Origin of the sequence: Micromonospora sp. WMMA1976, assembly GCF_027497335.1 — a bacterium.
In the GTDB taxonomy this organism is placed as follows: Bacteria; Actinomycetota; Actinomycetes; order Mycobacteriales; family Micromonosporaceae; genus Micromonospora; species Micromonospora aurantiaca.
Map to the genome: position 1 here is coordinate 2,138,716 of NZ_CP114912.1, position 12,614 is coordinate 2,151,329.

Annotated in this window: 10 protein-coding genes and 1 pseudogene; 5 read left to right on the forward strand and 6 right to left on the reverse strand. The window is 70.4% G+C overall.

Annotated features, from left to right (window positions below):
- The first annotated feature begins 4 nt into the window (after positions 1–4).
- The 4 genes and pseudogenes from O7546_RS10055 to O7546_RS30740 all read left to right on the forward strand — a co-directional run.
- Entirely contained in the window at positions 5–1,432 is a 1,428-nt protein-coding gene (locus O7546_RS10055; RefSeq protein WP_281600767.1) for a relaxase, read from the forward strand.
- The gene (locus O7546_RS10060) at positions 1,422–2,591 is read left to right on the forward strand and encodes a hypothetical protein (RefSeq protein ID WP_281600768.1); all 1,170 of its coding nucleotides are present in this window, start codon (positions 1,422–1,424) and stop codon (positions 2,589–2,591) included. The genes O7546_RS10055 and O7546_RS10060 overlap by 11 nt, the downstream gene beginning before the upstream one ends.
- Positions 2,588–3,097 carry a DUF4913 domain-containing protein gene (locus O7546_RS10065; protein ID WP_281600769.1) on the forward strand — a complete coding sequence of 170 codons (510 nt, stop codon included), beginning with the start codon at positions 2,588–2,590 and terminating at the stop codon, positions 3,095–3,097. Before O7546_RS10060 ends, O7546_RS10065 begins: the two co-directional genes overlap by 4 nt.
- Before the next feature lie 83 nt (positions 3,098–3,180).
- A pseudogene (locus O7546_RS30740) lies at positions 3,181–3,435 on the forward strand (Tn3 family transposase); the annotation flags it as partial.
- A 206-nt stretch (positions 3,436–3,641) separates the two neighbouring features.
- Here O7546_RS30740 and O7546_RS10075 read toward each other — a convergent pair.
- On the reverse strand, positions 3,642–4,910 hold the full coding sequence (locus O7546_RS10075; protein ID WP_281600770.1) for a DNA sulfur modification protein DndB: 1,269 nt from the start codon (positions 4,908–4,910) through the stop codon (positions 3,642–3,644).
- A 196-nt stretch (positions 4,911–5,106) separates the two neighbouring features.
- On the opposite strand from O7546_RS10075, the gene O7546_RS10080 reads away from it, so the two are divergent.
- Complete coding sequence (locus O7546_RS10080) at positions 5,107–5,295, forward strand: hypothetical protein (RefSeq protein ID WP_281600771.1); 189 nt, start codon at positions 5,107–5,109, stop codon at positions 5,293–5,295.
- Here O7546_RS10080 and O7546_RS10085 read toward each other — a convergent pair.
- From O7546_RS10085 to O7546_RS10105, 5 genes are read right to left on the reverse strand one after another with little or no spacing between them, the layout of a single operon-like run.
- Entirely contained in the window at positions 5,292–6,395 is a 1,104-nt protein-coding gene (locus tag O7546_RS10085; protein ID WP_281600772.1) for a toprim domain-containing protein, read from the reverse strand. The two genes, O7546_RS10080 and O7546_RS10085, sit on opposite strands and share 4 nt — an antisense overlap.
- A gap of 27 nt (positions 6,396–6,422) precedes the next feature.
- Positions 6,423–8,258, reverse strand: a complete 1,836-nt coding sequence (locus tag O7546_RS10090; RefSeq protein WP_281600773.1) for a type IV secretory system conjugative DNA transfer family protein — start codon at positions 8,256–8,258, stop codon at positions 6,423–6,425.
- Complete coding sequence (locus O7546_RS10095; RefSeq protein WP_281600774.1) at positions 8,255–9,682, reverse strand: hypothetical protein; 1,428 nt, start codon at positions 9,680–9,682, stop codon at positions 8,255–8,257. Before O7546_RS10095 ends, O7546_RS10090 begins: the two co-directional genes overlap by 4 nt.
- 22 nt (positions 9,683–9,704) lie before the next feature.
- Positions 9,705–11,195, reverse strand: a complete 1,491-nt coding sequence (locus O7546_RS10100; RefSeq protein WP_281600775.1) for an SCO6880 family protein — start codon at positions 11,193–11,195, stop codon at positions 9,705–9,707.
- Positions 11,192–12,613, reverse strand: a complete 1,422-nt coding sequence (locus tag O7546_RS10105; protein ID WP_281600776.1) for a hypothetical protein — start codon at positions 12,611–12,613, stop codon at positions 11,192–11,194. The genes O7546_RS10100 and O7546_RS10105 overlap by 4 nt, the downstream gene beginning before the upstream one ends.
- Between the last annotated feature and the right edge of the window lies 1 nt (position 12,614).

The following is a 12,614-nucleotide window of genomic DNA, read 5'->3' on the forward strand; positions in this document are numbered from 1 at the left end:
GCGTGTGCACCGACGCGGCTCGCGGGTCGGCGGACTGCTGCGCTACCTCTGGGGACCAGGCAAGGCGGAGGAGCACACCAACCCCCACTTGGTGGCCGCCTGGGACGGCGCAGGTCCGCTGACGGAACTGGAGCCGAACGTTACGGTCGGCGGCAGGCGTGACTTTCGGACGCTGACCGCGCTACTGGAGCAACCGGTCCGCGCGGGCTACCGGCCGCCGAACAAGTTCGTCTGGCACGCCAGCATGCGGCTGGCGCCCGAGGACCGGCGCCGGACTATCAGTGACTCGACGTGGGCGGGCATGGCGGTGCAGATGCTGACCGAGGTCGGGATCGCCACTACCGCGACTGATCCGGGCCTGCGGTGGATCGCTATGCGCCATGCCGATGACCACGTGCACATCGTCGCCACGCTGGTGCGTGAGGACGGGCGTACCAACTGGATGCGCAACGACTACCCGCGCTGCGTCGAGGCCACCTACAACGTCGCGCGTCGCTACAACCTGCACCGCCAGGTCCCGCCGGCGGACCGGACCGCCCACCGCCGTCCCCACCCGGTAGAGGTCAGCAAGGCCCGCCGCACCGGCCGCGCCCAGACGCCCCGCGACGAGCTGCGCCGGCGCGTACGCAGAGCCGTGGCCGCAGCCGGTTCGGAGGAGGAGTTCTTCACCCGGCTCCGGGACGCAGGGGTGCTGGTCCGACTGCGGCGTAGCAGCACCGACGCCCGGCAGATCACCGGGTACGCGGTGGCGCTACCCGGCGCCCGGACCGCGGGCGGACATCCGGTTTACTTCGGCGGAGGCCGGCTGGCGCCCGACATGACCCTGCCCAAGCTGCGGCTGCGCTGGGGCACCCCGACACCGCAGCAGACGGCACCAACGGTCGGCCGCAGCGAACGTGTCGAGGCGATGCGCCAGGCCGCGAAGGTGACCACCGCGGCCGCCGACGACATCCGCCGCGCTGCCCGTACCGAACCGGGCCGGGCGCAGGCCACCGCGGTCGCCGCGGCAGATGTGCTCACCAGCCTGGCGTACGCGATAGAGGGTGACCGGCGCGGGCCGCTGCACCGGGCCGCCGAGGTCTTCGACCGGGCGGCCCGGGACCTGTACGGGCGGGTCCGTCGGCCCACCGGCCGCGGCCAGGAGATGCGCGTTATGTCGCGGCTGGTAGCGCTGATGGGCCGCATCTCCGGCGACGACGACGCCGTGGCTGCGCTCGCGCTGGTGATGGACCTGGCCCGCCTCGCCGACACCCTCGAGCAGCTACGCAAGTCACAGCAGCGCCTACACCAGGCCGAGACCGCGCGAGCCGCAGCCGATGCGTTGCGGCTGGTAGCGGGTGGCCGGCAACTGGCGGTAGCGCTGCCGCACACTGCCACGCCCATTCCCGAACCGACAGTGGGAGGCGGCCGACGCGCTGGACGTGGCCGCTGAGCAGGCAAGGGAGGTGCACGTGCCGTACCCGCAGCAACACGAGGACCCGATGGCCGAGACCCGCCACCAGTTTCTGCAGGGGCTGGCCACGATGGCAACCGTCGGCGAGGCCGGCGCCCGCTGGGCCGCCGTCGGCATCCAGAACAAGGCCGCCGACCGCGAACGCCAAGCCCACCGCGACCAGGCCGCTGCGGCAGCCCGCCGCGAAGCCGACCGACTGGCCGCCAAGGTACGCGCGGACCGCGAACGAATGGCAGCATCACTCGACGGCGACTGGCTGCTCAACAAGGCCACCTTCGCCGAGGCCGCCGCGGTCTGGCGCACCGCGACCATTCACGCCGGCGCCGACCCGGTCGCCCGGCGGGCAGCAGACTTCGCCGAGCAACGACTACGCCAGTTCCGCCCGGACCTGATCGCCGCCTACGAACGACACCGGCACGCCGGCAGCGCAATCCCCGAGGCCATGCGCGCCGCCGCCCGGGAAGTGTGGGAGAACGACGCCCGCGCGGGCTACCGGCAGCACGGTGCTCGCGCCCACGGCGGGACGCCAGACCGGCAGGGGATCACCCCGGACGGGCCCGCCGCTCTGCCGCGGGGTGGCCGTGGGCAGGTCGACGACTTCGACGCCGCTGTCCGGCAAGAGGCAATGAAGCTGGCGGAACACGTACGGCCCGAAGCCCTCGACGAGCTACAGCGCCAGTGGCGTGCCAACGGCAAACTCCCCGCCGGCGAACCCGTGCAGCTCCTTCGTGACCTCACGGTAGAGATGCGTCGGGCCATCAGGACCGGCGACGCCGACGGACGGCCGGTCGAAGGCATCCGCCTCGCGCACAGTCACGTAGAGGAAGCTCTAGCCCGCGACCTGCATGGCAGAGCTGCCGCTGAGCAGGGTGAGGGAGTCCGAGACGGTGGGACGCTGGACGATCCCCGTACCTCGGTCGCCGAGCATGCGATCGGGCAGACGGCGGGCGTGGTGCACGACGAGAACGCTGACCACACCGCCGCCACCGCCTCAGTCCACAACGCTGACGTCCTCGCGACCCCCGCGTGGACGCTGGCCTTTCCCAAGCTTCGCGTTGCCCAAGTCGACGCGGCAGTCGCCGCCAAGCAGCCCGCGGCGGCGACCACCGCAGTCCAAATGCGCGGCAGAGCTCGATGACCGCCAGCTCGTCCCAGCAGACCCCCAACGAGGCGGCAACCCAACTCGATGAGCTTGCCGCTGAGGTGGCGAGGCTGACGAAGCAGGTTAACGACCTCCAGGAGGTCCAGACCGAACGCGTCCGAGCCGGTGATGGGGATGATCAGCCGCCGCTGTACTCGACGGTCGAGGAGTGGGTAACTATGTATCTGTTGCCGACCTTTCCCCGTCCGGTCGGTGAGGTCGGCATGGCCCGGTGGCATTGGTGCGAGCGATGGTGGCGCCACGACGAGGCGGTCACCCGGCTCACCGCCCTCTGGTATGGCTGGGAGCAGGCCCGGTTGCAGATGACCGGCATGCTGCCCTGGTTGAGAGAGCTCGACCACCAGCTGCCCATCCTGTGCGGCGACGACGGGCCGTTCCGCAACTGCGCTGCAAGCGACGACCTTGGGATAGCGCGACACCACCCATCGCCGGAGGTGCCGGCCGCGCCCGCACCCGAGAACTGGTGGAATTGGTGGGACTGACATCGCTTTGGTTGGCCAGACAGGAGCGGTGAACGGCGCAAGGCTTCGGCCCACTCATCTCTCGACGACCGCGAAGAATCCGGATCTATGCCACCCGGTACCTGGCCGACGAGACCGACCGGCGCCGGATCGTCCGGCAGCTGAACAAGGGCGAGAACCTGCACGCCCTGCGCCGCTCCCTCGCGTTCGCTGGCGAGGGCGCTCTTCCGCGCCGGCCCACGAGCAGCAGACTGAGTAGAAGTGGTGCCTGACCTTGGCCATTAACGCGATCGTCTGCTGGTCCACCGAGTACCACGGCCCTCGGCGTGGCAGTTCTGCGCCAGACCGGCCGCCAGGTCCTGGCGCACATCTGACCCACCATGAGAACGTCCACTTTTGCGGCACCCACTCCGTCGACAGCGACGGCGAACTCGCCCAGCTCGACACCGACGGCTACCGGCCACTGCGCGCTGGTCGACGGGGCCGCGGCAAGTCGCTGACCGCTCACAGCAGGACCGGTTGGGGCTCAGAGCAATGGTCTGAGCCCCGCCCCGTTGGACTAGGTCTACAGGAAGGCCGGGCGTTTCTTGTACCAGCCGGTGATCACGTTGACTAGGTGAACGATGTTCTGCTGGCGCATGATCGGGGCCATGGCCTTCAGCTCGAAGTCCTCCTTGGTCTCCGGGTTGGTGTACCAGAAGCTGTTCTCGGTGATCGGGGCAGCCATGTACGGGTCGAGCTGCTTGAAGAACGCGATGATGTCGCCGGCCTCGGCCGGGTTGTCGCCCTCACGCAGGTTGTGGAAAACGCCACCCAGGATCCGCAGCATCCCGGAGGAACCCAGCAGCGAGGATGCCCGCAGCTTCTGCGCCTCGGTCAGTTCGCCGGCCCGCAGCTCGATGTCGGGGTCTTCCTCCGTCACGGTAGCCAGGCCCGTGAACGCGGTGGAGATGACGTCGAGGAATTCCTTGACCTCTTCGATGACCTCCCCGTCGGAGATGGTCTTCTCGGCCTTGGCGCTGATCCGGCCGCCGGGCCCGGCGATGACGGCGCGGGTGAGGTCGGCGACATGCTTGGCACCCATGAGCTTGGGGTTCTTCGGGGTCATCCGGTCCTGCTCAGCGTCAACGCGCCCCTTGAGCATGGGGTGCTCGGCGATGTCGCCGAGTGTGCGGTTGGCGACCCGGTAATTGTCGAAGCGAGCGCGGACTGCGCTGCTGATGCCCTTGGCGTTGTCGGCGACGTCCACGAACATTTGCTGCGCCTTGATCGGGTCCGGCTCGACGTAGACGTCGAGGCCGACGTACTCGTCGGCGAGGCGCTGCAGCTGGGCGACCAGCTTCTCCCGCTCCGCCTGCAGCTTCGCACCGCGCTCGGAGCTCACCTTGCGCGCCATCGTGCGGTCGAGGTCGGCGATCGCCTCGGAGATGCGCTGCTTCTCGAGGTGAACGCCGAGGATGCGGTGCTGCCCGTCGATGGTGCGCATCGCCGAAATGCCGCCGATCGCCCAGGGAATGGTGAGGTAACCGACCTGCCCCGCCTCGTCGACGGGCTCGAAGCGGCAGCCGCCGCTGTCCCGGGCGAGCAGGGCGGGGGCAACCCAGTCCTGCTTCTCGTGTAGGTAGACCCCGAAGCGCTTGGCGTGCAGCGGGTCGACCTTGCGGTTGTCCTTGTCGACGTTCTCTGGATCTGGCAGCGGCAGGACCGTGGGTAGGTCCAGCAGCGGCACCCGGGTTGTGTAGACGGTGCGGCCGCCCTGGTTGGTTTTGATGGCCAGGTAGGTGCTCGAGTTGGTCGGCTTTGACAGGCGGAGGGGGTCGATCGAGATCGTCATGGGGGTAGCTCGCTGTCTGCATCGCGCTGAATCTTGTCATCAGCGGTAGGACGCTAAAGGTACAGACAAGATTTTCGATCTACAAGATAAGAACTTAATTTCTCGAACAGGATCTAGAGATCGAGCGGCACGCCATCACCGCGGCGGAGGCGACTCGGCCCTGCTCTGGGTCACGTTGTCAGAAGAGGTCGCCGAGGTGTCCGCGATCTCGCTGCCGACCGCCCGCCGCCCTGTGGCGCTCGTGGTTGCCGTCGACGTGTTCCTTGAACGGTCCCGCGACGACCCCGGCACCCGCGTCACCTACACCGAGACCCTGCGCCGGCTGCGCGAGGCCGTCGGCGACTGGCCGCCGGTCACGGCACTCACCTGGAGATCTACGAGTTAGGTGCGATTCAGAGCGCATACAAGGCGCGTGAGCGCGGCGATTGCGACGGTGTCGACCCCGACCGCGGTGAGCTCGACGATGCGTCGCCCAACGCGGACAGCCTCATCTGAGCTTGCCGCCTCATATAGCAGCGGCACTAGGGCGCGTACTGCGGCGCACCTACCGTCGATGTCCTCCAACAGGCGTGGATGCCGCTCGACTAGTCGGGCGAGACGGTGATCCACCACTACGTCGAGCATCGGCCTTGCCCGTCGCTGCAACGCGGCCCGCAACTGGGCCCTCCCGTTCGACCGTCGTAGCAGGTCGGCCGGGTCAGCATCGGCAGCGAACTCAGCCACCAGCAGCGGCCCAGGCGCCTGAGGCTCCCGCAGTAGCTGCCAGGCCCGGTCCACTGCAGCGCGGCCGGCCGAATCCGCATCGAACGCAGCCACGATGCCGTCTGCGGCGCCAGGCAGCTCACGCAACATCGCGGCTTGATGGCCTGTCAGCATCGTGCCGCACGGTGCGAGGGCCACTGCTCCCGGGCCGCGCGACCGCGAGTAGGACAGCCACACCGCGAGAACATCCGCTGGCCCTTCTACCAGGACCGGCGTCCATCGCGCATCAAGACGTTCCTGCTGCTCTGCCATCCCGAACAGCAGCCGCCCCTTGTCGTAGATTGCAGTCGTTGGACTGTTGATGTACTTCGGCACACCGTCACCGGTGCCAGGCCCCGCGCGTCCCAAGAACGCGACCGCGTGCCCAGCCGGATCGCGCACCGGAAACACGATCCGGTCACGGAACACGTCGATGAGCCGCCCCGCCCCCGTGCGGTTAGACAGACCCGCACCAACCAGTTCATCGTCACCAAATCCCAGCGCACGCAGGTGACGCGTCAGCGACCTCCAGCCAGGCGGGGCGTACCCGACCCGCCACGGCCACTCCCGCTCAACGAGAACACCGAGACCGCGACCGACGAGGTACGCGCGGGGACCGTCGGCGTGGGCGAGCTGGTCGCGGTAGTACGTGACCGCGGCTTCGACGGCCGTGACTAGCCGTCCGGCGTCGAGCCCGTCACCGCGTGTCGAGGAGGACGGGGGAGTGAGTCGAGGTGCGCCCATGGACTACCTCCGATGTCCAAGCTAGCTTCAGCGGTCCCAGCCCCGCCAGGAGCGTTGCGCCATCCGAACCCGACGAGCGGCATGCGTGCGCTCCGCATGCCGGGTCATCTCTGCTATGGAGGCGGCGACGGCGCTGGTCAGCCGCTCGGCGCTCGGCTCGTCGTACCAGGGCAGCAATTCGAGCATGGCCACCTTGACGCCGGTGGCGAACAGCAGCGCCGTGCCCTTCGGTAACGCCCGGATCTGCGCGGCGTCGAGGATCCGCTGCCGACGCACGGACGTCTGGTACGACGTGCGGCCTTGCCCGTCGCGGCTGCGGGAGGCGATGGTGACGTCGTGTTCGCCGATGAGCCGGGACAGGTCTTCGGCGAAGCGTGCGTCGTCGATGCCGGCGCCGACCAGCTTGACCGTGGCTGCGGACCAGAGGGCGTCCATGCCGTGATCGCCCCAGACGCGGGTGCCTTGGCGGTAGGACTGCAGGATGGTCAGCGGGATGATGCCGCGGCTGCCGAAGTGGCTGTACAGCTCCGGTAGATCTCTGATCTTGCAGATGTTCGCCGCTTCGTCGAGGCAGGCGACCAGCGGTGGGTCGAGCCGGCCTCCGTGAGCTTCGGCGACGGTAACCGCGGCGCGCAGCACCTGGTCGGTCAGGCCGGCGACGAGGGGTGCGGCGGCGCCAGCGCCGTCCTTGGACAGCAGGTACAGGGTGTCGGTGCTCTCGACGAGCGCCTCGACGTCCAGCGCCGGCAGTGGCCGGTCCGGTGGGGTGACCCAGGCCATGATGGTCGGGTTGGCCAGGCAGGCTGCGGCGGTGCGGGCCGTCTCGTAGAGCCCTTCGCGGGTCTCAGGAGCGCCCGCTTGACGGCCGGACATGGCTCGGGCGGAGGCGCCGAAGCCGTGGCTCTTGAGGATGGTGGCCGGCTCCCGGGAGGTGGAGTCCGACAACCACGCTTGCACCGAGGCCAGGGTGCGACCCTCGATCGCCGCAGCGAGGATCAGCGAGGTGAGCAGGTCCAGCGCACCCTGGACCCAGAAGTCGTCGCTGCCGTGGGAGTTGCGGACCTGCTGGACGAAGTGGTTAGCCAGCCGGTGAGCGTCCTCGACGTCCTCCACGGCGGCGAGGGGGTTCCACCACCAGCTCTGCGGCACGTGGGCGATGGACTGCGGATCGAACACCCACACCGTGCCGCGCTCGGCCCGGGCGGCCGCAGTAGTGGCCCACAGGTCGGGCTTGTTGCTGGTGGCGAGCGCCGCCCCGGGCGCGTTGAGGATCGACTGCACCGCCAGGGCAGTGGTCTTCCCGGCGCGGGGTGCCATCACCGCGAGGACGACATCTTCCCAGGAGCAGTAGAGCCGAGGGCCCGAGTCGCGCCGGCGCCGGTGCGCGCCGAGCACTACCCCGGCCGCCTCGGCCGAGATCTCCTTCACCGGCACATCAGTCAGGCCGGGTCGCAGGCGTCGGGCCTTGGCGGCAACCGCCGGCAACGTCATCGCCCGCACCTCGGGCGGCCCGGCCAGTGACGGCAGCGGATCCTCCGCGTGGGGCTTGCGCCCCTGCCACCACACCGCCGCGACGGTGATCACACTAACCAGCACCAGCAGCAGCACCGCGTAGACGGCACCGACCGCGGTGGGGGATACCCGGGGCCAGAGTGCGGTCCAGTCGGCATGCAGCAGGTGTTCCAGGTACGCGGACCCGAAGCCCGAACCATCAGCAGGCTGCCCGGTCACGGCGGCGGTGATCCGCCCCGCCAACCAGGACAGCCACATCAGCGCGATCACCGCCCACACCAGGCCGAGCAGCAGGAACGGAGTGAGCGGGCCGCCGGCGGTACCGCCCGGTTCGACCGGCCGGGTGCTCATGGCTGCATCTGCCGGATTGCCGCGTCGGTGTCGTAGAGCTCCCATTCCTCGCCGACGAGGGTCAGCGACACCGGCAGTCCGTTGCGCTCACCGGTCTTGATCAGGTACTTGCCCCGGCCTGGGTGCACGGAGCCGGCGAACCAGGCCTCCGGCGCGGCCCAGGACGCCACCAGCTCGCGTTCGGGGCCGGAGAGTTTGATGACGTCGTTGACGCGGTTCAGTTCGCGTGGCGGCAGTCCGGCGAGGATTTTGATGGCTGAGCGTTCGATGAAGCCCTGGGCCTTGGCGCGGTCTTCGGGTGTGGGGAGGGCGTCGAGGTCGGCGAGGGAGTGGGTGACCATCACGCTGGCCATGCCGCGCTGCCGGTTGAGTCGGGTGAGCGCGTCGGCGTGCTCGACCAGCCCGGATGCGCCGCGCAGCGCCCGCCACAGCTCGTCCATGACGCCGAGGTACTGCCGGCGCGGCGCCAGGCCCTGGTCGGCCAGCACGGACGCGGCGTCGACCATGCCGAAGCCGTACGCCCAGGTGCACAGCATCGCCGCGGCGACGAGTTGGTCGCCGGCGGCGGCGACCTGGGAGATGTCGACGCTGACGGCCGGAGCGTCCAGGTCCAGCGGCCTGGTGGTCGGGCCGTCGAAGACCCCGCGCAGGCTGCCCTCGCATAGCAGCGCCAAGGTGGGCACGAGCTGGTCGACGCGGCGGCGGTACTCGCCGTCGGTGCGTGCTCGGGCCGCGGCGTGCAGCTCGTCGGCGCCGGCTTCGACCAGGCTGAGCACGTCGGGCACTGTGGGGTCGCGGTCGAGACGCTCGGCGAGTACGTCGATCGCACGTCCGAGGATGATCTCTTCGGTGTTGTTGAGAGCCTGTCCGCGTACGAGGGCACACAGCGCCAGCAGCAGCGACATGCGCCGCCCGCGGATCTCCAGCCGCAGTTGGCGGGCGTCGGCGGTGCCCATGCGGGCGAGTGCGCTGCCCAGCGGGCCGGAGTCCAGCGGGTTGAGCCGGTCCAGGCCGCGCCCGACCCGGATGACCTGCCCGCCGAGGTGCTCGACGAGCCGGGTGTAGTCAGGCTTGGTGTCGCCGAGGATCAGCGCGCTGGTGCCGAACCCGGTCATGCCGGTGATGAGCCGTTTGACCACGGTGGACTTCCCGACGCCGGGCTGGCCGAGGACGAACACCCCCGGGTTGGTGATGAGGCCTTCGCGGAGCCATTCGAGGGGGTCGAGGCAGACGACCTCGCCCCACAACATGTGTCGTCCGATGGGCACGCCGATGGTGGGTGCTCCGGATCCGGCGACGAAGGGGAACAGGCCGCACAGCTGGACGGTGGTGCCCTGGTACTCCATGCCGGGAGCGATGTGGCTCGCCCGACCGGCGCCGGGCGCGCGTACACCCCAGGCAGGGGCGGTAACGGTGCTCGTCATCGAGTTTCTCCTGGTGGTGAGGTCAGTGGGGCCAGTGGCGGGCCAGCTGCGGTGGGCACACGCCGCAGGGCAGGGTGGTGGCGAAGCCGGCGGCCTGGCTGGCGCGCAGCCGCCGTAGCCGGATCTTGGCCACGTCGGCGCGGGACTCGACGTCGGCTACGGCCCGCCCCAGATCCTCGGCGGAGACCACGGTGGTGGTGACGAACAGCGACATCAGCCCCACCCCGGAGCCGGTCGCCTCCTCGCGTGCGGTCTGCAGGGCCCGTTCCCGGTCGGCGTGATCGCGGGCGGACTCGTCGCGCTTCTGCGCCCGGTGGTACGCCGCCCGGAACGCTGCGGCGTTGACCTCGCTTTCGACGATCCGCGCGGCCTCCCCGGCGGGGAAGGGCCGGTAGAGAAGCGACACCCGCTTCGGGTACGGGCCGGGGGCGAGTAGCCGGGCGAGGACGTCGGCGTGCACGTGCTGACGTGGTGCCTCGTGCCAGGCCCAGGACACGGACGTGCCGGAGTCGTGGACGTACCGGTCGAGGTGTTCATCGGCCATCACCGGTCCGGCGCTGTCCCAGCCCACCCACCGGCCCAGGTCGAGCCCGGGAGTCGCGGCAAGGCGCGCGACGTCGCCGCGGGCGGCCGGGTCGAACGCCGTACGCACGATGGCCGAGATGGTGTCGGCGCTGGCGCGGTCGAGCACGGTCAGACCGCAGCTGCCCAGGGAGTCCTGCAGACCCGGCAGGGTACGGCTGATCTCGTCCAGGGCCTCGTCGAGGTTCTTGGGCTTGCTGGGGGAGGCGCGGGGCTTGAACGTCAGCGACACCCGGGTCTCCACGTCGGCGGCGGCCGCCGGGGACACCTCCACCAGCCGTCGCAGCACCCGTCGGGCCGAGGCTGGCCCGTGCGGCACGATCCGACGGCTGACATGGTCAGCCAACCGGGAGCCCGGGTCCGGCGCGGTGTCCACCGTGACGGCGACATGGTCGACGATCGGCAGGTAGCCCAGGTTCGCCAGCCAACCGCCCCAGTTGGCCACCCACGCCACGCTGGCCTCCGGGTCGGCCAGCCAGGTGGAGGTGGCCGCGCAGCGCAGCGTGACCGTCATCGTGCCCAGCCGCCGGTTGTAGACCACCGCGTACCCGCCGCCGCTCTCGTCGGCCACGGTCAGCAGGCTGGTGGGCGCCAGCACGCCCGGCAGCTGCCAGGCGTGCTCGCCGGCCACCATCACCCCGGAGCGGTACGAGGTGTAGCCGCGGCTCGTACCGACCAGCCATCGCACGCGCTGGGCGATCCCGGCCGACAGCGGCACCCCGTCCCACCGCAGCACCAGCAGCGCTACCAGCAGCGCACACGGCCCGGCGGTAACGGCCACCGCCCGCAGCCCGAGCGAGCCAGAGACGATCAACGCGGTGATCGCCGCGAGGACCGTGAACGTCTGCATCGGCCCGAGGCCGAACAGACCCATGCCGCGAGCGCGCCGCCAGCCGCCGTACGTGCGTACCTGCGGTTGATCGCTGCTCACGACGGCGAGCTCCCGTCTCGCATCGCGGAGCCGGCGGTGTTCGCAACGCCCTTTGCCACCGCGGTCCCGGCCTGAGCGGCCAGCACGGCGCCGATGACCGCCGGCGCCGCCGGCCCGGTCGCCGCTCCCGCCGCACCGGCCCCGGCCATGCCTCCGGTAGCAGCGCTACCACCGGCGGACGCGGTAGCGCCGGCACCGGCCGATCCGGTCGCTGCGGGCGTTACCGGCCCGGTCGAGCCGCCGGCGACGGCGCCGTTCATGACCTTCGGCCCGCTACCGCTCGTACCGCCGGGCCCGCTCGTTGGTGCGGGCGCCGACGGGACCGTTGCCGCCCCGCTCGGGCCGCCGCCTCCGCCGCTACCAGGTCCCTGGGAGTCAAGGTAGCGGGCGTGATCGCCGGCGCTGTGGCCACCGACCGCCCCGCGCACCGACGACGCGGCGTGCAGGCCGGCCGCCGCGCCGGCGCCGGCCATGCCGAGGCCGCCGCCTGCGGAGGCGACGCCGCCGGTGAAGGTGGTGAAGAACTTCATCAGCGCCGGCAGGGCGATCACCGACAGGGCGAGCATGCCGAGGCCCATCAGCCAGTCGCGCCCGTTGCCGCGCATCATCACGAACGAGGTGGCGTATACCGACACGGCCGTCGGCTTGTACAGCGCGAGCGCCAGCGACCAGCCGAGGGTCTTGTGCAGCCACTGGCTCGTGCCTCGGGTGACCGATCCGGCTGCGGCCAGTTGCAGCAGCCCGGCCAGGATGACCACCGAGCCTTCGCGGAAGACCATCAGGATGGTCTGCACGACGGCGGCGAGTATGACCACGATGCCGACGAGGATCATCACGAACGGCGCGACCGCCGCGCCGGGGAGCAACACCCCACCGAGCGCCGTGGTCATCGCCTCGTTGGGCGGCTTGTTGGACTCTTTGAAGATCGCCTCGTTGAGCAGCCACATGGAGTAGTTGTCCCCGGCCTTGAGGACCAGGTGGGTGCCGGCGACGCCGATGCTGCCCCACAGCGCGGTGTTCCAGACGCCGCGTACGGCCTGCAGAAGCGGCTCGCCCTTGCGGCTGACGACGATGGTGATGCCCTGCCAGACCAGGCCGCCGACCAGGACCAGGATCGTCAGCGGCAGCATGAATCCGCGTAGCTGCTGCGCCGGGCCGCCAGCGGAGTTGCACTGGGCCATCCAGTCGGAGGCCCATCGCCCCGGGTCCGAGCCGTTGGTCGGGCACAGACTGTTCGACGGGATCAGTGTCCAGCTGGTCAGCAGGCCGGCGACCCACTCGATCCCTTCCCGGACCGCGTTGGCCAGCCCGTCGAGGATCGCGTTGACCATGGAGTCGCGGACCGAGGCCCCCGGGTTGACGCCACCGACGATGACGCCGGAGCAGGTCGTGGGCAGGAACGGATTGCAGAGCGGCATC